Raw genomic sequence first — 23,194 nt, 5'->3', positions numbered from 1 at the left:
TTGGAATTGCGTGTGAAGCTTTGGAACGGTAGATTGCGGAAAGGGGCTAAATCATGTATCTGGTAACTGCTGAGCAAATGAGGCAGCTGGACAGCGAAACGATCCAGCAGCTGGGGATTCCAGCGATTGCGCTGATGGAGAATGCGGGAAGAGTTATCGCCGAGGAGATCATCACGCTTTGCCGGGAGAGAGGCGGGGCAGGCTGCAGGAATGCAGCCGAAAGGAACGATACCGGGCTAAGGGAGGCCGCGCTGGGTGGCACAGGCAAGGCATTTAAGGTCAGCGCAGATCATGCGCTGACGCTTGCCTCTGCCGCAGCCGAGCGATGGTTCATCCTCGTCGGCAAAGGCAACAACGGCGGCGATGGCCTCGCCGCCGCACGGTACCTTCGCGAGACCGGCATCGCCGTCACGCTCGTCTATGCGGTGCCGCCGGAGTCGCTCTCCGGCGAGGCCGCCCTGCAGCGCGATGCGGCTGCAGCCATGGGCCTGCCTGCCGTAGTATACGGCAGGGATCGGCTGGACCTTGCCGAGTGCAGCGGCATCCTGGATGCGCTGCTCGGCACCGGCGGCGCGGGAGCCCCGCGCGGCGCCTATGCGGAGCTGATTGCCGCAGCGAACAGCAGCGGTAAGGTCATTGTGTCCGCGGACATCCCCAGTGGTCTGAACGCGGACACAGGAGAGATGCATGAGCCTTGCATTCATGCATCTGTGACGGTATGCCTCGCCTTTCTCAAGCGAGGCCTCCTGCAATACCCCGGTGCAGGCGCAGCGGGGCATGTCAAGGTACAGGCTATCGGCATTCCGACTGCTCTGGCTCTTAACAGCGGTGTGCAGGCACACCTGCTGACACCGGAAGTGCTGCATGCCCATCTGGGTGTCGATCTGGCCCGGCGGCGGTCGCCTGAAGGCCATAAGGGTACTTATGGGCATGTACTCCTTGCCGCCGGCACCCTACGGATGAGCGGTGCTGGACTACTCGCAGCCCGTGCTGCGCTACGCACGGGCTGCGGACTGGTGACGTGGGCGCTTCCTAAGAAGCTGTTACCTTCCGTCATCGGTGTTGTTCCTGAATTGATGCTGGCTGATGTAGGTGGCAGTGAAGAGGGAAACTGGGTGGCTGAGACCGTGTCAGAGCTACTGAAGTTAAGCGAAGAGCGAGATGTAATAGCTGTGGGTCCTGGTCTTGGACGGTTCCCGGGAGATACAGATTGGCTTCGCAGTCTTTGGGAAGGCAGTGATTGCCCGCTGGTTATCGATGCGGATGCCTTAAATATTCTGGCTGACTCCGATTATAAGAGTTGGGTGCGGCGTCATTCTGTAATTCTGACCCCTCACCCAGGTGAGATGGCTCGTCTAGCCAACCTAACTACGGCTGAGGTCCAGCGTGACCGGATCGGTCTGGCTATGGACTATGCCAAGGAGCATGGGGTTACACTTGTGTTAAAAGGAGCGCATACCGTGATAGCAACTCCTGAAGGGCAAGCTTATGTAAATACCACAGGCCATCCCGGCATGGGCACTGGTGGAGCCGGTGATGTGCTAACGGGCATGATTTCCAGCCTGCTGGCTCAGGGACTTCATGCTACGCAGGCAGCAGCTTTTGGGGTATACCTGCACGGATTAGCAGGAGAGAGAGCAGCCCGTCAGCGGAATAATCCGGCGGCTATCATTGCCGGAGATATCATTGAAGCGCTTTGAATACACCTAATAAGGCTTATGACAGCAGTAAACAGAGCAGTGGCAGAAACAGGGCGAATACTGGCAGCAACAGAGGGAATCTTTCCACACCAAGCTGGGTCACTCGAAGAATGAGCAGTCCCAGAATTCCACCCAGACCCCATAGCAGATACTCTGCACCTTGTTCCGCTGCCAGCCATAAACCTGCGCCGAAACCCGTGACGACGTATACAGCCAGAGGCAGGATTTGCGATTTCGAACGCAGAATATGCAGCAGTATATCCGCTACTAACGCCGCAGGCAATCCATAAGCATAAATGGCATAAGGAATCGATAGTGGCCAGCCTTCAGGGATTCCGTCGGATTGTGGAAATCCAAGCATAAGTAAGGTAACAAGGACGTAGGTTAACCCTGCGCAGGCTAATTTGGTTAATGCGTACATGCCACTGCTCAGGCGGACAGAAGAGATATCATAATCGTTTATCTTATTCATTTGATATACATTCCTCTCGTGGTGTAATGCATCAGCTGGTGACCATGTCTCCACCATTGACATGAATACATGTCCCGGTAACATACGAAGAATCCGGTCCCGCTAAATAAAGATAGGCTCCTGCTAACTCATATGGCTGTGCGGCACGTTTAAAGGGTGTATCCGTCCCAAATACACTAACCTCATCTGCGGAGTAGCTGGAGGGAATTAGTGGTGTCCATACGGGTCCGGGAGCTACACTATTGACACGAATGCCAGAGTCTACGAGTGATAAGGCTAAAGAGCGGGTAAAGGATACGATCGCACCTTTAGTTGAGGAATAATCTATAAGCTCTTTATTTCCTTGATAGGCAGTAATGGACGCAGTATTGATGATGGCTGCGCCTTTTTTTAGATGTGGAAGTGCGGCTTGCGTCAGGTAAAAGAATGGAAATATATTCGTCTGAAACGTTTGGTAGAGCTGTGCTTCCGTGATATCCAAAATACTTTTTTGTGGATACTGGACGCCATGATTGTTGACGAGGATGTCCAGCTTGCCAAAAGTGCGAAGGGTATGCTCCACAGCCTTGAAGCAGTTTTCCTTATGGCGTAAATCAACTTCGATCCGCAAACAACGTTGCCCTAATTCTTCAATTCGCCGCTGAGTGACCTCTGCATCTGAAGCTTCGTATAAATAAGCTATAGCGACATCTGCGCCTTCCTTTGCAAAAGCAATGGCCGCCGCTTTACCAATCCCGCTGTCGCCTCCGGTGATGAGTGCAATTTTTCCTTTCAGCTTTCCACTGCCGGCAATCTCCGGATCTTCACTGATGGGGCGAGGATTCATTAGACTCTCTAGACCTAGCTGACGGTCTTGGTGCTGCGGGGGAAAAGCAATAGGCTGTTCCTTACATATCGTTTGTTCCCCATAGTAGGGGTAGGTGGGATTCATTTTTACATACACTCCTCCTTGCCTTCTATCTTCCGTATATTTCTATGCATGCGCCTAGAAAAGCGTGCGCTGTTATCCAGTTATACCTGTGTTTATATCCTAGTCGGAGGGGCGTTTGTCCGAGATGAATGATTGGCGAAATATAGATTATTTGAATCACGGAACTCCAGTGCAAAAAGAGGTCTATGCCCTGTTAAGAAAATTAAATATTATGAGTTTGCTGGCCGACTATAACCCGGTGCTGGTTGGCACAGTGCCGCTTGGAATTCAGGTGAAGGGCAGCGACCTGGATATTATTTGTGAGGTTCATGATTCCGTAATGTTTACGGACATTGTTAGTCGATATTTCGGAACCATGGATGATTTTACTAGTGTATCGCGTGTGGTTGATGGGGTCCCTCGAACGAAAATTAACTTTATGGCCGGGGGCTGGCCTATAGAACTGTTTGGGCAGCCGCGACCCACAGCTCTGCAGAATGGTTACTTACATATGATCATTGAAGCGGAAATTCTAGCTCAGCTGGATAATGATTTTCGCCAGCAGATCATTACAATGAAAACGAACGGGTGGAAGACCGAACCTGCCTTCGCGCAAGTGCTGGGTTTGGAAGGTGACCCTTATGAAGCGCTGCTGATGCTGGAAAAGCTTCCGCGGAGTGCTCTTTATGCTTTTTGTCATTCTATACAAGCGAGGGGATAGACATGAATTATCGAGAGATGATTGCGGATGATTATGAAGCTGCCTACCAGCTATGGGAAAATACAGAGGGAATGGGACTCAGCGAAGCAGATTCGAGGCTGGAGATTGCGCATTATCTGGAGCGTAATGCTGGCTTCAGCCAGATCTGCGAGAATGAAGACGGGCGGATTGTAGGAACTGCATTGTGTGGACATGATGGGCGAAGAGGTTATATGTATCATGTGGCGGTTAGTAATGACTGCCGAGGCATGGGCATCGGGCGTGAGCTTGTAAAGCGTTGTCTCGGTAATTTACATGCAGCTGGTATTGCAAAATGCCATCTGATGGTTATAGGAACCAATGAACAAGGAAGAGGATTCTGGGAAGGGATAGGCTGGCAGTATAGAGGTGGAATTATGTTATACTCCCAGGATATCTTATGATACATAAGATGCGAAATGAAGATACTATCTAAGTATAATATCATTAGATTAGAAGTGGATATATCACAGCAAATGTAACGGTGAACTCCGACTGCCAGTGCAGTATACTATATATGAGTTTGATAATTGCCTATTTGCAGGCAGGAGGTCTTTTATGCGTTTTAAAGATGTGTTTTCAATTATTGGTCCGGCCATGGTCGGGCCTTCAAGCTCGCATACAGCTGGTGCAGCACGGATCGGAAGGGCTGCAAGGCAGGTGCTGGGTGAAGTGCCGCGTGTGGCAGAAGTGACGTTTTTTGGTTCTTTTGCAGCTACTTATCAGGGACATGGTACAGACCGGGCTATTGTCGGAGGACTTATGGATTACGCTACCGATGATCATCGGTTACCCGTCTCTCTGGAGTTGGCGGCTGAAGCTGGGATGGAAGTATCTTTTGAGCAAGGAACGGGATTGTTTCCTCATCCTAACACGGTTAAACTGCATCTTATCGGACAAGAGACAGGAAGTCAGCTGACTTTAACGGGGACATCCATCGGTGGTGGAAACATTGAGATCGTCGATGTGGATGGTTTTGGAGTAAAGCTTACGGGAATGTATCCGACGGTATTGATTCATCATATGGATTATTTAGGTGTTCTGGCGAGTGTTACAGAAGTGATGCGTAACGGACAATTTAATATAGGGCATATGTCTCTTGATCGGAAGAATCGCAGCGGTGCAGCCTTAACGGTACTGGAGCTGGATGAAGCTGCTACTCCTGAGCTTATTGAAGCGCTTAAAGCGCTCACTGCGGTGAAATCGGTGAAATTGGTTAATTTAAACGAAGGTAAGCAAGATGAGAAGGGGAAGGAAAGCTTAACATGAATTTTCAAACACTTAGCCAACTGGCTGTATTATGTGAGGAACGTGGCCTTACCATTGGAGCTCTTATGCTCGAAGAGCAAAGCGCGGAATCTGGACGTTCCAGTGAACAGGAATTTGCCACTATGCGTGAGTATTATGGGGTCATGAAAGAGGCTGTTCATCGTGGGATGCATGAAGACACCACTTCGCGCAGCGGCCTTACGGGAATGGATGCCCAGCGTGTAGGAGCCTATAACGCAGCAGATGAACCATGCCTAGGTGGACCCGCTGGTCAAGCAATGACCTATGCTTTGGCTGTATCCGAGGTTAATGCCTCAATGGGCCGAATAATTGCTACACCTACCGCAGGTTCATGCGGAATTATTCCGGGTGTATTTCTCAGCTGCCAGGAACGGTTTGGCTGGGATGATGATTATATGGTTTCCGGTTTGTTCGCTGCGGGAGCAATCGGTTATGTCATTGCCAACAATTCGTTTGTATCTGGCGCAGAGGGCGGCTGTCAGGCCGAGGTCGGATCGGCCATCGGGATGGCGGCAGGAGCTTTAACCGAACTGCGTGGAGGGACGCCTGCACAAGCAGTGCATGCTGTTGGACTGGCGCTTAAGAACACATTAGGACTGATTTGCGATCCGGTGGGAGGACTTGTAGAGATTCCTTGTATCGTTAGAAACGGATTCGGTGCAGTGACCGCGCTCGCCGCCGCCGATATGGCACTGGCTGGTGTACGTAGCGTGATCCCTTCAGATGAAGTAATCAAGGTCATGCTTGAGGTAGGCTCAGCTATGCCAGAAAAACACCGCGAGACCGCAGGTGGCGGATTAGCACAGACACCTACCGGCCGCAAGATCATGCAGGATTTACGTAAAAAGAAATAATTTTAGAGCATTTTGAAACGTTCCAACTGTTCCCATAAGCCTTCCTTCCGAAGGATTTCTGCTTGTTTGGGTCCCATAAGGTCAAAGTGGGGGAATGGGGAACGATTATGAATATATTTAGCCGGCAGTCCATTTTCCTCACACCAATAGGTTAATCTGGTTAGGTCACTACAGCCTACCTTGGTGACAGTAGTCATGCCGGGAAAACGCGGGTCTAGCCAGTAATGGGTTAAGAAGGCGATTTCTCCTGCGGAGACTGCTTTTTTCCAGCGGGTTAATTCTTCTCTGTTGATGCCGAAGGCCATTACGTCTCCTCCTTATCTAGTATAGTTGACAACATTATAACCCATTGAAAGGGGATTACATCATGAACGGACAGGTAAGAGCCGATATTCGTCCTGGGCTTGAAGTGGATATTGTGCTTAAGCAGGATCAGCCGACGGGTAAGCTAACACATGGAACGGTGAAGGATATTCTCACCAACTCACCTCGACATCCGCATGGCATCAAGGTGCGTTTAACCAGTGGACAGGTAGGACGAGTTAAAAATATTGTTGCTAACTAATAATAAAATTCACCTTTAATTTAAAAGCGCCCCTAATCAACTGAGATTGGGGCGTTTTTCTATTTTATCTGCTCATAAAATCCTCAACGGACTGATCGGCCTTGGTCTGATTACATAACGTACAAGCGCAAACGCAATTATCCGGAGTAGTATGACCACCTTTAGCACGGGGCAGCAGATGATCTATAGTGTCTCCATAGGAGCCACAGAAGTAGCAGGTATAGTTGTCTCTGGTCAATATATAAGCACGGAAATCCTTATTGCTGTATATCCTGCGGATGGTTCGGCGATTCACTACGATAGCGGCATGTTCTCTGACTAGAGTAACCGCAAGCTCGTAGTCAATTTCCTGATGCCAGCGCCGTCCTTTATCACTGTGGCCACGCATTAGAATTTTCCCTTTGGCAGAGGGAATCAATTGCGTTGGATCTTTGGGACTCAGTTTCGCGCCTTGAGAATGAGAATGTTTCCTTCGTTGTTCCAAGCCCCGTATGCGCTGATTTGGGTTGGATTGCGGTGAAGAAGCAACCGTGGGAGAAGGCTTTCCTTGTTTGGAGCGTTCCTTGACAGCTGAAGAAGGGGGTTGAATGGTATCAGGTTGTACTGGAATGGGACCTGCTGCAAGAGTGAGATCTATGTTTTGTCGTTGTTTGCGGCACTCCCGACAAGCACCACGGCGAGACTGGCCTTTGGAACGTTTGCCGGTACGTTTACGAAATTCAGAGAGCGGCTTCTGTTGCTGGCAATAGGTGCATTGTTTGGTGGATAAAAGATGGGTATCGTTCATAGATATGTTAGGTTCAGCGCGTCTTTGCGCCCGTCCTGTCTCCTTGTTTTTTAGGATCCAATGTATTTTATTTATTAGATTCAGTCGGCAGGGTTAACATTTCGTTCTAATCTTAGTATAGCGTAAAATACAATCGTTCACATCGCACTCAAAAAAAGCTTAAATACGGCTTTTTGTGTGATATCTATCTTGGTGACGTTCAGGAAAAACATGTAAAATTGAAAAGAGCAGTAAGGAATGCTCTACTTTTTTAACATGGGAAGGGGTATTGAAATGGAACCAACCAAAAGAAGGCCGTTTACGGTAACATTGCTTTATATTCTTCATATATTTTTGGGGGTTGGAGCGTTAGCAGGAGGCGGGTCAATGGTCATAGATCCTAGTGGTGATCTGATACACATGCCCACATCTATGCTGGAAAGATCGCCATTTTCAGATTTTTTAATTCCGGGTATTCTGCTATTCATCGTATTTGGTATCCTGCCCTTGTTTGTGTTTTATGGGTTGATCAAGAGACCAGAATTGCGCTGGGTGAATACTTTGAATCCCTTTAAGAAATTATATAGCTTCTGGGCATTGTCCCTATATATCGGATTTGGGTTAATTATTTGGATTATGGTGCAGACGTATATGTTGAACAGTGTGGCAATCATACATCTGATCTATATGAGTCTAGGGCTTTTGATCCAAGTCTTTACGCTGCTTCCTTCCGTACAAAGTTACTTTTTGCTGGACGGCGGTACCGAAAGACGTTAAAATTGCAGTGAACAGAAGGTATCAGAAGGTATTTCATTAGTCTGGGCAAGGAGTGAACCGGATTGACAACTATATATGATATTGCCAAAAGAACCGGTTACTCTCCTACAACGGTATCCAAGGCGTTTAATAATTATTCCGATGTACGGGAGAAGACTCGCCAGGAAATTTTCCGGGTTGCCCAAGAAATGGGATATTTGCCGAATTCCCATGCCCGTACACTGACTACTAAGAAATCATGGACCATCGGTGTATTGTTTGTAGAGAATACGGGATTTGGTATTCGCCATCCCTTTTTTAGCGCTGTGATTGAGAGCTTTAAGAAGGTTGCTGTGGATAAGGGGTATGCCCTCATGTTTATTTCCAAGGATGTTGGAGGTAAACAAAGTGGTTATTTGGAGAATTGCCGAATCCGTGGTGTAGATGGTGTTGTCGTATTCTTGTCTGATTACGAGGACCCTTATTTCCGTGAGCTGCTAGAGAGTGATATTCCTACTGTGATTCTGGATTTTGAGACTACGCAGTCGCATACGGTATGTTCGGATAATACGGCTGGAGCTCAGCTTGCGATAGAGTATTTAGTTTCTTTGGGTCATCGCAAGATTGCTCATATTTCCGGAGGTATGAACACTTTCCCTGGTAAAACCCGGGAGTTAGGATATAAGAACGCTATGAAGCAGCAGGGGCTTGAAGTGCTGGAGTCCTATGTTGTGAATGGAGCTTTTTATTCTCGTGAAAGTGGTTATCAAGCGATGCTGGAGCTTCTTAAGCTGCCTGATCGGCCAACCGCTGTTTTTGCTTCGGGTGACATGTTAGCTTTAGGGGCTATTATGGCGGTAAAAGATAGTGGACTTTCCGTACCGCTGGACATTTCAGTTGTGGGGTACGATGATATTGATCTAGCTGAGTATGTTACACCTGCATTGACAACCATTCGTCAGGATACGGAACTTTTAGGAAGCCGAGCAGCGGACATTCTTTTAGCATCGATTGAAGGGAAACAGTTGGATAAGGAAGCGGTTCTAGTTCCGGTAGAAGTGATCGAACGGGAATCCTGTGCGCCTCCGAGTGGAAATTAGGGCTGTATCAAATTCCATAAGTACAGAGAGCAGGCTGCTGCCCACAGGATAAATCTTGACGAAAAGAAAAGAGTCCTGATAAAGTAGAGGACATCATAGCTCGAATTCTTCCTATGTGGTATTTGCTACAGCTTATTCAGAGGAATGGGGCTATAATGGGTATATTGTTATGCCGCTTTTTTTTCCTGCTCTTCGTTAGATCATTTTTTTTCGCAACAATCGAAACCGGTTTCGATTTTAGGTTTCGAATGAGCTGAAATCAAAGTTTACCGAAGGCTTTCTTGAATTTTCTCAAACGTTTCAGTGGCCCATCGCTCCGAACCCTAACATCGGATGGTGATCCAGTAAAGACAGTGCTTGTTGTTAGTAACAAAACAATTAGAGGAGATGGATGAAATGGCAAAAGTTCAAACTGTAGTAACTGCAAAAGATACAGGGGAACGCTTAACTCCGAAAGAGGCAATTGTTTTTAGCACAAGAGTAGATTCTGGATCTGCCGATGTAGAGCTTAAGCCAGAGCAGGAGTTCCAAAAGATGATAGGATTTGGCGGCGCTTTCACAGAAGCTGCGGCATATACGTTGTCACGGCTCAGTCCTGAGAAACGGGCAGAGGTTATTCATCGCTACTTTCATCCGGTAGAGGGATTAGGCTATAACATGGGTCGTGTTCATATTCATAGCTGTGATTTTGCGCTTGGAAATTATACTTATGTCGCTGATCATGATACGGAGCTGGCTACCTTTGATATCTCCCATGATCATAAGTGGGTGCTTCCGCTGATTAAGGATGCAATGCAGGTAAAAGGTGGACCGTTCACGATGTTGGCCTCTCCTTGGAGCCCTCCGGCATGGATGAAAACAAATGGTGAAATGAATAATGGAGGATCGCTCAAGCCAGAATACGCTGAAGTTTGGGCACGCTACTATACCAAATTTATTGAAGCTTATGGGAAGGAAGGCGTACCTATTTGGGCGGTTTCCGTGCAGAATGAGCCGGCTGCTGTTCAAGTCTGGGATTCTTGCATTTATAGTGCGGAAGAGGAACGCGATTTTGTTAAAAATCATCTCGGTCCAGTGATGCAGCAGGCAGGCCATTCCGATGTGAACATTGTTATCTGGGATCATAACCGCGATATTATGGTCGAACGTGCTTCGGTCGTGTTGTCTGATCCTGAAGCTGCACAATATGTGTGGGGTACAGGCATCCACTGGTATGGTGGTGAGGAGTTCGACAAGGTAGAGAAGGTACATGATCTATTTCCTGACAAACATCTATTGTTCACTGAGGGCTGTCAAGAGGGCGGCGTCAAGCTTGGCGAATGGTTTACAGGTGAACGTTACGGCAGAAATATGATTGGGGATCTCAATGCATGGACAGAAGGGTATCTGGACTGGAACCTGGTACTGGATGAGACCGGCGGGCCCAATCATGTAGGGAATCTCTGTGATGCTCCAATTATTGCAGATACAACAACAGACGAATTGCACTATAACAGCTCTTATTATTATATCGGGCATTTCAGTAAATTTATCGCGCCAGGTGCGGTACGGATTGGCTTTACTTCTGAAGCGGAAGGAATCCTATCCACAGCATTCCGTAATCCGGACGGCAGCCTTGCTGTCATATTGATGAATGAGAGCGAAGAAGCTCGCACGGTAACCTTGGGGCTTGGCGAAGAGATTGCCAACTGCGAGCTATCCTCTCATTCTATCGTAACGCATCTGATTTCATAAATAAGTAACAGTTTAGGAGGACATTAACGTGAGTAATTATTATTTCGAATCAGGTAATTTTGTAATGGAGCAGTTTGATACAGGAAAGCCTTTCTCTAGTTTCCTGCCAGGTCTTGCAGGTCTTAAGGGAATTCCAATGTGGACTTTTTATGTGAACCGGGGGCAAGCGATTTGCAGCTTTGGAGTACGCGACAAGAACTCGCCAATCATGGAATTTTCTCCAGCAAATATCTCTTATAAAGACGTAGGAACCACCGGCTTCCGAACCTTTATTAAAATAAAAGGCGAGCAAGAGATTTATGAGCCATTTCAATCGGCACGTCCAGATCCTGCCGCCAAGCGGATCATGACCATTTTGCCTAACGGACTGACCCTTGAAGAAAGCCATGCCGGGCATGGGCTGAAGACGACCGTACACTATTTCAATCTGCCTAATGACGATTATGCCGCGTTGGTACGTCGGGTGGAGATTGAGAATATCGGGGGCAAAGAGATTGAACTGGAGCTGATGGATGGTCTGCCTGAGATCTTGCCTTACGGAGTAGAAAACAGCGGCTACAAGGAGATTGGTAACCTGCTGCGCAGCTGGATGGACGTATACAATCTGGAGAACGGTATTCCGTTCTATAAGCTGCGTTCCAGCACCAACGATAGCGCGCAGGTTAGCGAAATCACAAATGGGCATTTCTATCTGTCGTTTACTGGAGAAGGAGAAAAAGTCGCGCCAATCGTTGATTTCGAGCTTATTTTCGGCGGCAATACCTCTCTTACTTACCCAGACCGCTTTGCGGGATTAACGCTTTCGGAGCTGAGTGAGCTTCCACAATATCCAGTCAATAAGGTTCCTTGCGGCTTCAGTGGTGTGGCTAGACGTTTGGCACCCGGCAGCAGCTTGACCCTGAATACTTTGGTTGGGCATGTAAATGACATCGATAAAATCAATAAAAAGGCAGAGCATTTATGCCGAGATGAATATATTCTGTCCAAATCCCAAGAAGCCGCAGGTCTGACAGAGGAATTAACAGAAGACATTGCCACGCACACTTCATCGGCTGTGTTTGATGCTTATTGCCGTCAGTCCTATCTCGATAACTTCCTGCGTGGAGGCTATCCTTTTATTTTTGACAATGGCGGAGATGGCTTTGTGGTTCATTTATATTCCCGTAAACATGGCGATTTGGAGCGCGACTATAACTTCTTCTCGCTTGCCCCAGAATACTATTCACAGGGGAACGGAAACTTCCGCGATATGAATCAGAACCGCCGGAATGATGTGTTTTTTAATCCGAAGGTGGGCAGCTTCAACATCAAAATGTTCTATAGCTTAATTCAAGCAGATGGCTACAACCCACTTAGTGTTCAAGGAACAACCTTTGAAGTGAAGTCAGACAGCAGAGCGAAGGCTGCGGAATGGATCGGAGAAGCGGCTGCGGATCATCAAGCTGAGCTTGTTAAGCTATGCAACAGTCGGTTCACCCCAGGCAGCCTGATCAATTACATTGCGGATCATAACGTTACGTTGAAGGTTAGTGAGCAGGAGTTTCTGTCGGGTCTGCTAGCCCTGTCACAGCAAAACATTGAGGCTGCTTTTGGCGAAGGCTTCTGGTCTGATCACTGGACATATAATTTGGATCTCGTAGTAGGTTATTTGGACATCTTCCCTGACAAGAAGCAGGAGCTTTTATTTGGGGATAACACTTATGCGTTCTATGACAGCCCAGCATATGTGCTGCCACGTAGTGAGAAGTATGTAATTAGTGACGGAAAAGCCCGGCAATATGGCGCCCTCCTGGAGGATGAGGAGAAGCTGCATAAGCTGAAATGGAAAGCAGGAGATACCCATTGGCTGCGTGCCGAAGGTGGGCAAGGTGCTATTTACCACACCAATCTGTTCGTGAAGATGTTGTCTCTTGCTTTGAATAAATTTGCTACGCTTGACCCTTACGGCATGGGTGTGGAGATGGAAGGCAACAAGCCGGGCTGGAACGATGCCATGAACGGTCTGCCAGGATTGTTTGGCTCCGGAATGAGTGAGACTTTTGAGCTGAAGCGTACTGTAGTCTTTTTGCTGGATGTGCTGAACGGTGCTGAGAATGTACAGGGAGCTGTAAAGCTGCCAGAAGAAATCGCGGAGCTGCTTGAAGTGGTATATCACGCGGTAACTGCTGTCCTAGCAGGAGAAGTGGAACAATTCAACTATTGGGAGACAGTAGCTTCAGCCCGTGAAGCTTATAGAGCAAGTATCCGGTTTGGCATTACTGGTGTTGAGTCCGCAGTAACGCTGGAGCACATCCGCGAAGCCCTTTCCAAGTTCCTAGTTAAAATTGATGAGGGGATCAACAAGGCGGTAGAAATGGGCAATGGACTTACCCCCACCTATTTCCGTTTTGAAGCGGAGAAATTCCATCAGGTAACAGATGCTGAGGGTCAGCCAGTCATTAGCGGATACGGACTGCCAAAAGCTGTGGTTGAGGAGTTTAAGGCTTATGCCTTGCCTTATTTCCTGGAAGGACCTACCCGCTGGTTGAAGACGATGAAGAACCCGGTGCAGGCAAAAGAAATCTATAATCTGATTAAGCAAACAGAGCTGTATGATCGGGCAACATCTATGTATCAGACCTCTGTTAGTCTAGAAGGTGAATCGCATGAAATCGGACGAATGAGAGCCTTTACACCAGGCTGGCTAGAACGGGAGTCTAACTTCCTGCACATGTCCTATAAGTATCTGCTTGAGCTGCTGAAGGGCGGGCTGTACGAGGAATTCTACGGTGAGCTGAAGACGTCGCTGGTGCCATTCCTTGATCCTGCTGTTTATGGACGCAGTACACTGGAGAATTCATCTTTTATCGCAACTGGAGGCAATCCTGATCCAAATAACCACGGTAGAGGGTTCGTAGCGAGACTTAGTGGATCGACCGCGGAATTCTTAAGCATGTGGAGAACAATGATGGCTGGAAGCCATGTTTTCAGAATGGAGGATGGAGCGCTTACGCTGTCTCTTGATCCGGTATTGCCAGGATGGCTATTTGATGAAGAGGGCAATCTGTCCTTCACTTTCCTTGGGAATACGGAGGTAATCTATTCTAACCCAAAACGTGAAAATACCTTTGGCGAGAAGAAGGTTAGTATTCAATCTTTGATGCTTGTATACCGTAATGGAACTATGACTAAAATATCTGGAGCGTTCGTGCGCGGTGAAGAGGCAGAGGCTCTGCGGCGTGGAGAAATCGCGCAAATTCAAGCAGTATTAGCATAAAAATAGAGGGGCGAGCTGCGGCTCGCCCTTAAATTTTCAATGAATCCGAAAAATGGAACCTATAATCCGAAATTCAAAGCCTTACGGAGACAGGCAAAAGCAAATACAATGGATACATAAACATTGTAAGCGCTTTAGATTAAATACAGATATAGAGCCTGGAGGTCCAAAGGATGGAGAACAAAAAAAGCATGGAAGTAAGCTCAGCGATGAAGCCGTTAATTCCTGGCAATTTCGAAACCGGTAAAGTAAATCGCAGTCCGCTTTGGAAGAGGTTCATTGCCCAGCGTCATTTGCAGACAATGGCTCTACTCGGCATTGCGTGGATGATAATCTTTAACTACATTCCCATGTATGGAATTATCATTGCTTTTAAAGATTACAACATCGTTAAAACGATTGCAGAAGCCCCATGGGTGGGACTTACACATTTCAAAGAGTTCATGGATGATGACAATCTCTCGAATGTAATTAAAAATACACTCGGCATTAGCTTGTTTAAGCTAATTATCGGATTTCCCTTGCCGATAATCTTCGCTCTATTTCTGAACGAAGTTCGTTCAATGAAATTCAAGAAGACCATACAGACGATTTCGTATTTGCCCCACTTTCTCTCATGGGTGGTACTCGGAGGGATTTTGGCTACATGGCTTGCTGATGTAGGAATTATCAATAACATTTTGCTAGCGCTTCATCTTATTGATCAGCCAATTACATACTTGGCTGAGCCGGGTTACTTCTGGACAATTATTATCTCCTCTGATATCTGGAAAGAACTTGGATGGTCAGCGATTATCTATTTAGCAGCAATTTCCGGTGTATCTCCTGAAATGTACGAGGCGGCGACAATCGACGGCGCGGGCAGATTTCAGAAGATGTGGTATGTTACCTTGCCGGCGATTAAATCGACAATCAGCATTCTCTTCATTCTCGCGGTCAGCGGAGTGCTGAACTCCAACTTTGATCAGATTCTGGTCCTGCGCAACTCACTGAATGATAGTGCAAGTAATGTAATTGATTACTATGTGTACTATACAGGGATTCTCTCAGGCCGCTTCTCTTACTCAACTGCAGTTGGATTGTTAAAATCGGTTATCGCTCTAATCTTGCTGCTGATTGCCAACCAAGTATCTAAAAAAATCAACGATACATCGTTGTTCTAGGATAAGGAGGACCATATATGTTTGCACTTAAGCGTAAAACGAAGGGCGAGGCCCTGTTCGATATCATCAATAACCTCATCATGTTATGTATCTGCTTCATAACGCTTTACCCGATCTGGTACGTATTGGTTAACGCCTTCAATAACGGTAATGACGCCATGCGGGGAGGAATCTACTGGTGGCCGCGGATGTTCAGCTTTGAGAATTTCGAGGCCGTGTTTGCCAGCCCCGGCATCATGCAGGCGATGTGGGTTACTGTCGCCAAAACACTTTTGGGTACTGTACTGCATGTATTTTTCACAGCGATGGTAGCTTATGCATTCTCCAGAAAAAACCTCATTGGCGGTAAGTTCTACATGCTTATGGGTACAGTGACTCTCTTTTTTGGCGGGGGACTCATTCCTACCTTCCTGCTGATGAAGGACCTTCACCTATTGGAGAATTTCCTAGTCTATATTATTCCGGTTATGTTTAGCTTCTTTGATCTTATTATCTTCATGACCTTTTTCCGGGAGATTCCCGATGGGCTGGAAGAAGCGGCACGGATTGACGGTGCTAATGATTGGTCCATCTTTTTAAGAATCGTACTTCCAGTATCCATGCCTGTAATTGCTACCATTGCGCTGTTCCATGGCGTGTATCAGTGGAATGATTACTTCACGGGTATGATCTATATCAATAATACTGATCTGCAGCCGATTCAGACGTATTTGTTCCGGGTCGTCGCACAATCGAGCTCTAGTCAAATGATGGTCGCTGTACAAGGCAGCAGCGTTACGAGAAGCGTAACGTCACAGTCCATTAAGCTGGCGACGATGGTAGTGACCACATTGCCGATAGTATTCGTGTATCCGTTCCTGCAGCGTTATTTCGTTAAAGGGATGATGATCGGCTCCATTAAGGGCTGATGTCTAGCAGTGATAACTCCTCCGGTTGCCTACAGCTGTAGGCACTGGGGTTGAGCTTATAATTAACATTCATAGAAAAGGGGTAAACAAGCATGGGCATGAAACGTAAGCCAAAAGCAATGGGAGTTCTGCTTCTCGCAATAATGATGTCATTGTCAGCCGCAGGCTGCTCCAGCGGAAATAATGCTGGCAAGAATGCCGAAGGTAATGCTAACAGCGCTAAAGCTACTAATACGGAGGCAAGTGCTGAACCGACTGCTGCTGCATTATCAGCAGATGAACCGGGATGGAAGATTGATACTTCACCCATTACATTTGACTGGTACCTGAACTTCTCATGGTTCCCTAATAAATGGGGCGTGGACCCAACCTCCCAATATGTAACTAAGAAGACCGGAGTTGATATTAATTTTATCGTTCCGGCTGGTAACGAGAATGAGAAGCTTAATACGCTGATTGCATCCGGTAAATTGCCTGATTTCATCACTTTGGGTTTCTGGGAAGATGCGATTAAGAAAATGGTCGAAGGTGAACTTGTTCTTCCATTGAACAAACTTGCTGATGAATATGATCCGTACTTCTTTAAAGTATCCGATGCTGATAAGCTGGGCTGGTATACACAAGAAGACGGCAATGTGTATGGCTATCCTAACTCTTCTTCCTCTCCTGCCGACTATGAGAAATATGGAGAAAATTACGTATCCAACCAAGTATTCGCTGTCCGCAAGGATATGTATGAAGCTATTGGAAGTCCAGATATGCGCACACCAGAAGGTTTCTTGAATGCGCTTAAATTAGCGAAAGAGAAATTCCCTGACGTAAATGGACAGCCGCTTATTCCACTTGGTTTGCATGAATTTACCGAGAACGGTAACGATTCTTTGGAAGGTTACCTGCAGAACTTCTTGGCAATCCCAAGAGAAAAAGATGGCAAGGTATATGCTCGTGAAACCGATCCTGAATATATCCGCTGGATGAAGGCACTTCGTCAAGCGAATCAAGACGGTCTGCTGGCTAAAGATATCTTTATCGACAAACGCCCACAAATGGAAGAAAAAATTGCCCAAGGCCGTTATTTCGCAATGCTGTATCAACGTACAGACTTTGCAGCACAGCTAGGAACGATTTACCAACAGGATCCAACCAAAACGTATATCGCTGTTGACGGACCTTCCAATACGAACTTGGATAAACCAACCCTTGATGGCCCTGGTATCTCCGGTTGGACGGTAACGCTGATCTCCAAAGATGTTAAGGATAAAGCACGTGCTATCCGCTTCCTCAGCTACTTGAACAGTGAAGAAGGCAACAAAGACTTGTTCTTAGGCGAAAAAGGTGTCAGCTACGATACGATTGATGGAAAAGATCAATTTAAACCAGAAGTGTTTGATTTGATGAATAAAGACCGTTCGACGTTTGATAAGCAAATCGGATCTTCCTTTACATTCTGGATGCTGCAAAATACGAACATTACGGACCAATGGGCTCCTAAATCGGTAGAACCATTTAAGCAATTGGAAGATTGGACTAGAGGTAAATCCATAGGCTCCTCTGAGTTCCAACAAATCGAACCAACAGGAAACTCTCCTGAAGGCATCATCGCTTCGAAGCTGAAACAGTTGCGCGGTAAAACTATGCCGAAATTGCTCATGGCTTCTTCCGATGCGGAATTCGATAAGATTTGGAATGAGTATTTAGAGAAGAGAAAGAAGGAAGGCGAAGATGTATTTGATGCCTACCAACAAAAGAAATATGAAGAGAATAAAGTGAAGCTGTCCATAAAATAAAAAGCATGACCCAAAATGCCCGCTAACTGCGGGCTTTTGGGTTATTTTCGAATTATAATAAGGAATAGTTATTAAGTATTTGAATATTCACTATTTTAGCGAGGTGGACAGGACAGAAGTGTATAAAGTGAATAGGCGAGATCGAATCAGAGCATTATGGCATTCTTTTAGTTATTGGTGGGGGCGGAGATCTCTTCAGAGCCGTTTAATTGCAGCTTATGTTTTTATTGTTTTAGGCCCGTGTATGCTGGTTTCTGTCTATTCCTATAAAGCCATTAATAATACCTATCTCCGCGATGCCGTCGAGAAAAATGATTATTTATCGCAAATGGAGAAGCTGCACATTCATAATCAGATTGAGGCGATGGAACGGGCGGCACAAATGGCTTATTCTGATGCCGAAGTAGAAAAATTCTTAGCGAATGAAACCGAGCCGCAGCTAGTAGATTTGGTTGATTTTAATACAAATGCCTATGTGAATATGACTCGTATTCAATTTAATAATCCGAATATTGAGCATTTACGGCTGTATTCGAGAAGCAATAAGGTGCATGAAATTTGGCCGATTATCTTTCGCGAAGAGCGAGTTTCTTCCACCCCATGGTTTCAGAAAGCGCTTCAATTGAAAGGGCAGGAATACTGGTCTTTTCAGAAAAGTGATCCGGATTTGATGCAGAGATACTTGGGAGCACCGACGGAGAGTCTGCCAAAGGTTTCTTTGCTGCGTGAGAAGAGTCGGCCAGCAGACAATCATATCGGCATGGTGCAGGTGGATATGCTGCTGAGTCGGTTTACACCCAAGACGTATACAGATGTACGGGATAATCAGACCCAGATGTTCCTTGTGGATAGTGAGCTGCAGCTTTTCACCAGGCCGGACAATTCTTTTTTGCAGGATAATCTAGAGATGGCTGATATGATTGCAGAACGGTATAAGCAGTTCCGGGAAACTGGCGAATGGGACAGTAATTACTCGGAGAATGGTAAATCGTTTTTGTTAATTAACACTCCGCTAGAACGAATTGATGCTTATTTGTTAAATGTAGTGTCAATGGAGGGAGTGATGAAGGATATCTCCCGCACGCGCAACTTAATTATTGGAGCCAATGTTGGTTTTATTACTTTACTAACGCTGATCGCTTATGTGACAAATGCCTTTATTCTAAAAAATCTACGTAGATTGACCGAAACAATGAAAAAAGTGCGCAGAGGTGAAGCGTACACTGGAATAATGATTCGTGGTGGAGGGGAAGTCGGGGAGCTTGCCCATCATTTCTCCAAGCTGATGAATACCATCAATACGTTGGTGGCTCAGGCAGTGAGCAAGCAGGCGTTGTCTAAAGAGGCTGAGCTGCGTACGCTGCATAACCAGATTGACGCACATTTTTTGTATAATACGCTGGAAAATATAAAAATGCTGGCTGAAATTGAGAACCAGCGAACGATCTCGGACGCACTGACCTCGCTGGGTGGGATGATGCGCTATAATTTTAAATGGTCCGGAGAGTATGTGAAGCTGCGGGATGAAGTCCGCCACATTGAAAATTACATTGAAGTGATGAATATTCGTTTTGAATATCCGGTTAAGTTAGTGCTTCATATTGAACCTCGATATTTGGAGCTGGAGGTGCTGAAAATGTCACTGCAGCCTATTGTAGAGAACAGTGTTAAGCATGCTTGGTGCGACGAGAAAGAGAATTTACAGGACCCGAACATTCATATTCATATTTCGGAAACGGAAGGTGATATTTGCATAGAGCTTCGTGATAATGGCATCGGCTTAACTCCAGAGCGTTTGGTTGCTTTGAACGAGGCGATTTATGCGAAAGATGAGCGCTGTGAGAGTGCCTCAGAACAGAGAGATGTTGACCGCCGAACAGGTGGTATTGGACTGAGAAATGTACATCAGCGACTGCAAATCTTTTATGGTGATGAATATGGGCTTGTAGTACAGAGTGAAGCAGGGAGTTGGACGATGGTACGTCTGACCTTGCCGAAAGTTCTTTTGACAGGAGAAAAACAACTATGAAGAAGCTACTGATCATTGATGATGAAAAGAATATCCGTTACGGTCTCAAGACTATGATAGAAAGAGAATTTCCGTCCGTGTATACCATCACAATGGCGAGTAATGGCGCAGAGGGTTTCGAGATATTTAAGACCGAAGGTGCAGATATTATTATTACAGATATACGTATGCCAGTGATGGATGGTATTACGCTGTTGGAGCAGATATCTAAGGTAACAAGTGGTGAGAAAAGCCCAGCAGTGCTGATCTTAAGCGGGTATGATGATTTCGAATATGCCAAAAGCGCGATTCGTTATCGCGTGAAGGATTACTTGCTGAAGCCGATTCGCCGAGATGAGTTGTTCGAAATTTTGAAGAATATCGATAAGGAACAGGAAGAACAGGATCTCAGCGCAAGGCAGCTGGAACAGGAAACGGAACACTTCCGCAGGGAACTGCGGTCCAGTCGTTTACGGGGACTGCTAATGCAGCAGGAGGTTCCGCTGGAGCGTGAGCAGCAAGAGTGGCTAAGTGATCTGCAAGCACCTTTTACAGTTGGTGTGTTGAATTACTATTACAATGACGGAACAAGAATGAAGTCGGGGGATGTTCAGGGACTGGCGGAACGATTGATCGGACCGCTTGAAAAGTTTTTCTCGGAAATCACAACGGATTGGGATGGCAAATTAGTCTTGATCGGGAGCAGAAAACAGGATTTTATAGAGCTGTCCAGACAAACTGAAGCTAAGGAAATAAAGGGATTATCGATTGGGATTAGCAGCGAAGGAGAAAGTCTTGAGGACCTCCGTTCCTGTTATAAGGAAGCATGTCGGGCACTGCAATATACTTTTTTATATCCGCAACTGAGTTTGTTGGATTATGGGGATGTTGGCCAGGGACGGTCTAATTTTCCCTTACCGAAGGAGGAGCTTCGCAAGCTTCTCAATATGCTGGGAACAGAACGCGAGAAGGAGATGAAGCATCTTCTATCTGTGATTTTTCAAACTGAGCATTTGAAGGAACTGGACCTAGCTTATCTGGAGTCCGTGGGACAGAATGTAAACGAACTGGTGTTGGATGAAGTCTTTAGGGTGCATGGCGAAGCCTCAGTAGAGGTATTGAAGCTGTATCGCACGGTAGGCAATATGTACAACTATCGTCATTTCCACGAATATTATCGTGCGCTGGAGAACTTACTCTTGAGTGTGAATGAATACATTGCAGGCGTAAGGTCTGCGCATACCGAGCATGCGGATATGGAAGAGGCACTGAGCTATATTGAAGCCAACTATGCCCGTCCACTGAATATGGCTATGGTCAGCAATCATGTGTCCCTGAATTATTCTTATTTTAGCGAAGCCTTTAAGGCATATACCGGTGAGAATTTTGTTATTTATTTAAAAAAGGTCCGTATCCGTCACGCTAAAGAGCTATTGGCAAAAGGCTGCAGTAAGCTCGCAACAGTCTCAGAAGAGGTAGGCTTCGAGAACAGTAAACAATTTGCCCGTGTTTTTAAAGAGCTGGAGGGGATTTCCCCAGGTGATTATAGAGCGAAAATAGTATCCGAAGAGTGTTGAGGCTATTGAAGATGCATTTAGAAGCGGCCCTCCTATATAATGGATTTGAGAAGATTCATTGGAGGAATGAAGGGTGGAAGAAATACAAGGCAATTTGATTACGGTTCAGACATTAGCAGCGGATTTTCGTCGACTGGGCGTTAAGGCGGGCATGACGATTTTATTGCATTCTTCTTTTAAATCGTTAGGCCAATGGGTAGCCGGGGGCCCGGTCACTGTTATTTTGGCATTGGAGGAGGTCCTCGGAGAATCTGGCACGCTGGTAATGCCCACTCATTCCAGTGACCTGACTGATCCCGCAGGCTGGAGCAACCCACCGGTGCCGGAGGCGTGGTGGCAGAGTATCCGCGAGCAGATGCCGGCTTATGATCCAGACCTGACCCAGCTTAGAGGAATGGGGGTTATTCCGGACTGCTTCCGTAAACAAAAAGGAGTAAAACGCAGTGACCATCCGATTCATTCGTTTGCCGCTTGGGGCAAGCATAGAGACGAAATTATGTATGGTCATTCGATTGAAATGGGTCTGGGGGAAGATTCTCCGTTGGCTCGGATTTACGATTTGGGCGGACATGTACTGTTGCTGGGTGTTGGCAATCTTAATAATACTTCTCTGCATCTTGCCGAATGCCGCGCATCTTATGCTGGCAAGAAGGAAACCCTTGGCGGGGCGCCCATTATGGTGGATGGAGTTAGGCAGTGGGTGGAATTTAAGGAGCTGGATTGGGATTCTGACGATTTCGTTCAGCTGGCAGATCAGTTTGGACAAGAGACGGGACTTATTACATATGGACAGGTTGCTTCCGCAACCGCTCAATTGATTCCGCAACGGGAAATCGTAGATTATGCAGTGAACTGGATGGAACAGAACAGGAAGTAAAACCTCATTGGATAGGGGAAATGGAAGGAGAAGCTGGCATGAGTACAACAACGATATTTTTAACCCGGCATGGTCAAACGGAATGGAACGTGCAGCATCGGATGCAGGGACATATGGATTCTGAACTGACGGCTCTTGGTGTGCAACAGGCAGAATGGCTGAGCCGGGGAATGCGCACTGAACAGCTGGATGTCATCTATGCAAGCCCCAGCCCAAGGGCGCTGCGCACAGCTGAGATTATTCGTGGAGAGCGGAGTACTCCGCTTAAGACCTCTGAGGCGTTCAAAGAGATTGGCATGGGTATGTGGGAAGGCCGTGATTCTACTGAGCTGGAGAGCGAGTATTCGGAGCAGCATCGCAATTTCTGGCAAGACCCTGAGCAGTTTAAAGTGGAGGGTAGTGAGACCTTCGCAGAGGTGCAGGCACGGGCGCTGGGTAAGCTTCAGGAAATTCTCGTTGACCATCAAGGTGAGACCATTCTTATTGTCACACATACAGTAGTGATTAAGCTGTTAATGGCCTATTTTGAGGGCAGAGCGCTGCCTAAGCTCTGGGATCTGCCTTACATTTATCCGACCTGCTTATGCAGGGTTGATTTTACGGATGGTGTGCCGGAAATCCTGCTGCATGGGGATACGAGCCATTACGAAGAGAGTGAAGCTGGGATGGAATCATAACACTTCCTACAGATCAGATTGGGTTTATAAAAAAAGGCGGTTCCTCGGGTGCATT

At 46.7% G+C, this 23,194-nt stretch carries 21 protein-coding genes and 1 pseudogene; 18 read left to right on the top strand and 4 right to left on the bottom strand.

Translation table 11 applies throughout. The features are described from left to right. The first annotated feature begins 53 nt into the window (after positions 1 to 53). Positions 54 to 1,700 carry a bifunctional ADP-dependent NAD(P)H-hydrate dehydratase/NAD(P)H-hydrate epimerase gene (locus MHH49_RS07670; protein WP_036682629.1) on the top strand — a complete coding sequence of 549 codons (1,647 nt, stop codon included), beginning with the start codon at positions 54 to 56 and terminating at the stop codon, positions 1,698 to 1,700. A 16-nt stretch (positions 1,701 to 1,716) separates the two neighbouring features. On the opposite strand, the gene MHH49_RS07665 is transcribed toward MHH49_RS07670, so the two are convergent. Then, positions 1,717 to 2,172, bottom strand: coding sequence for a hypothetical protein (locus MHH49_RS07665; protein WP_051491252.1), 456 nt, complete (start codon positions 2,170 to 2,172; stop codon positions 1,717 to 1,719). 31 nt (positions 2,173 to 2,203) lie between these two features. Further along, positions 2,204 to 3,103: an SDR family oxidoreductase gene (locus MHH49_RS07660; RefSeq protein WP_341138074.1), complete on the bottom strand. Its 900-nt coding sequence runs from the start codon at positions 3,101 to 3,103 to the stop codon at positions 2,204 to 2,206. 124 nt (positions 3,104 to 3,227) lie between these two features. Here MHH49_RS07660 and MHH49_RS07655 point away from each other — a divergent pair, with 124 nt between their 5' ends. The 4 genes from MHH49_RS07655 (at position 3,228) to sdaAA (ending at position 5,965) form a co-directional block, all read left to right on the top strand. Then, positions 3,228 to 3,803 (top strand): DUF4269 domain-containing protein, encoded by a 576-nt coding sequence (locus MHH49_RS07655; RefSeq protein ID WP_038574055.1) that lies wholly within the window; start codon positions 3,228 to 3,230, stop codon positions 3,801 to 3,803. A 2-nt stretch (positions 3,804 to 3,805) separates the two neighbouring features. Further along, positions 3,806 to 4,225 (top strand): GNAT family N-acetyltransferase, encoded by a 420-nt coding sequence (locus MHH49_RS07650; protein ID WP_339279525.1) that lies wholly within the window; start codon positions 3,806 to 3,808, stop codon positions 4,223 to 4,225. Between the two features lie 154 nt (positions 4,226 to 4,379). After that, positions 4,380 to 5,090 (top strand): L-serine ammonia-lyase, iron-sulfur-dependent subunit beta, encoded by a 711-nt coding sequence (gene sdaAB, locus MHH49_RS07645; protein ID WP_339279527.1) that lies wholly within the window; start codon positions 4,380 to 4,382, stop codon positions 5,088 to 5,090. Continuing rightward, on the top strand, positions 5,087 to 5,965 hold the full coding sequence (gene sdaAA / locus MHH49_RS07640; RefSeq protein ID WP_339279529.1) for an L-serine ammonia-lyase, iron-sulfur-dependent, subunit alpha: 879 nt from the start codon (positions 5,087 to 5,089) through the stop codon (positions 5,963 to 5,965). Before sdaAB ends, sdaAA begins: the two co-directional genes overlap by 4 nt. 2 nt (positions 5,966 to 5,967) lie before the next feature. Here the strand turns inward: sdaAA and MHH49_RS07635 are convergent, their stop codons facing one another. Next, positions 5,968 to 6,270, bottom strand: coding sequence for a hypothetical protein (locus MHH49_RS07635; protein ID WP_036682619.1), 303 nt, complete (start codon positions 6,268 to 6,270; stop codon positions 5,968 to 5,970). Between the two features lie 62 nt (positions 6,271 to 6,332). Between MHH49_RS07635 and MHH49_RS07630 the strand changes: the two genes are divergently transcribed. Beyond that, entirely contained in the window at positions 6,333 to 6,530 is a 198-nt protein-coding gene (locus tag MHH49_RS07630; protein ID WP_036682616.1) for a YwbE family protein, read from the top strand. Positions 6,531 to 6,594: 64 nt separating this feature from the next. Here the strand turns inward: MHH49_RS07630 and MHH49_RS07625 are convergent. Then, positions 6,595 to 6,924 (bottom strand): annotated as a pseudogene (locus MHH49_RS07625) (HNH endonuclease); the annotation flags it as partial. A 189-nt stretch (positions 6,925 to 7,113) separates the two neighbouring features. Between MHH49_RS07625 and MHH49_RS07620 the strand changes: the two are divergent. From MHH49_RS07620 to MHH49_RS07565, 12 genes are all read left to right on the top strand, one after another. Beyond that, positions 7,114 to 7,299, top strand: coding sequence for a hypothetical protein (locus tag MHH49_RS07620; protein ID WP_254924567.1), 186 nt, complete (start codon positions 7,114 to 7,116; stop codon positions 7,297 to 7,299). A 291-nt stretch (positions 7,300 to 7,590) separates the two neighbouring features. Further along, a complete protein-coding gene (locus MHH49_RS07615; RefSeq protein ID WP_094902055.1) occupies positions 7,591 to 8,073 on the top strand; it encodes a hypothetical protein in 483 nt (160 codons plus the stop codon). A 62-nt stretch (positions 8,074 to 8,135) separates the two neighbouring features. Next, entirely contained in the window at positions 8,136 to 9,152 is a 1,017-nt protein-coding gene (locus tag MHH49_RS07610) for a LacI family DNA-binding transcriptional regulator (RefSeq protein WP_076101327.1), read from the top strand. A gap of 396 nt (positions 9,153 to 9,548) precedes the next feature. Further along, positions 9,549 to 10,886: a glycoside hydrolase family 30 protein gene (locus MHH49_RS07605; protein WP_038568480.1), complete on the top strand. Its 1,338-nt coding sequence runs from the start codon at positions 9,549 to 9,551 to the stop codon at positions 10,884 to 10,886. A 28-nt stretch (positions 10,887 to 10,914) separates the two neighbouring features. Then, the gene (locus MHH49_RS07600; RefSeq protein WP_341138073.1) at positions 10,915 to 14,142 is read left to right on the top strand and encodes a cellobiose phosphorylase; all 3,228 of its coding nucleotides are present in this window, start codon (positions 10,915 to 10,917) and stop codon (positions 14,140 to 14,142) included. A gap of 173 nt (positions 14,143 to 14,315) precedes the next feature. Beyond that, a complete protein-coding gene (locus MHH49_RS07595; protein WP_036682605.1) occupies positions 14,316 to 15,305 on the top strand; it encodes an ABC transporter permease in 990 nt (329 codons plus the stop codon). Positions 15,306 to 15,322: 17 nt separating this feature from the next. Continuing rightward, positions 15,323 to 16,213, top strand: coding sequence for a carbohydrate ABC transporter permease (locus MHH49_RS07590; protein ID WP_036682603.1), 891 nt, complete (start codon positions 15,323 to 15,325; stop codon positions 16,211 to 16,213). A 92-nt stretch (positions 16,214 to 16,305) separates the two neighbouring features. Then, on the top strand, positions 16,306 to 18,000 hold the full coding sequence (locus MHH49_RS07585) for an extracellular solute-binding protein (RefSeq protein WP_036682600.1): 1,695 nt from the start codon (positions 16,306 to 16,308) through the stop codon (positions 17,998 to 18,000). Between the two features lie 118 nt (positions 18,001 to 18,118). Then, positions 18,119 to 20,029, top strand: a complete 1,911-nt coding sequence (locus MHH49_RS07580) for a cache domain-containing sensor histidine kinase (protein WP_080742381.1) — start codon at positions 18,119 to 18,121, stop codon at positions 20,027 to 20,029. After that, the gene (locus MHH49_RS07575; RefSeq protein WP_248549096.1) at positions 20,026 to 21,585 is read left to right on the top strand and encodes a response regulator; all 1,560 of its coding nucleotides are present in this window, start codon (positions 20,026 to 20,028) and stop codon (positions 21,583 to 21,585) included. Before MHH49_RS07580 ends, MHH49_RS07575 begins: the two co-directional genes overlap by 4 nt. Positions 21,586 to 21,658: 73 nt before the next feature. Next, on the top strand, positions 21,659 to 22,462 hold the full coding sequence (locus tag MHH49_RS07570) for an aminoglycoside N(3)-acetyltransferase (protein WP_339170970.1): 804 nt from the start codon (positions 21,659 to 21,661) through the stop codon (positions 22,460 to 22,462). A gap of 38 nt (positions 22,463 to 22,500) precedes the next feature. Then, positions 22,501 to 23,139 carry a histidine phosphatase family protein gene (locus tag MHH49_RS07565; protein WP_339170971.1) on the top strand — a complete coding sequence of 213 codons (639 nt, stop codon included), beginning with the start codon at positions 22,501 to 22,503 and terminating at the stop codon, positions 23,137 to 23,139. The last annotated feature ends 55 nt before the right edge of the window (positions 23,140 to 23,194 follow it).

The organism is Paenibacillus sp. FSL F4-0122, assembly GCF_038002845.1.
In the GTDB taxonomy this organism is placed as follows: domain Bacteria; phylum Bacillota; class Bacilli; order Paenibacillales; family Paenibacillaceae; genus Paenibacillus_AQ; species Paenibacillus_AQ odorifer.
This window is presented reverse-complemented; position numbering and strand designations above follow the sequence as displayed.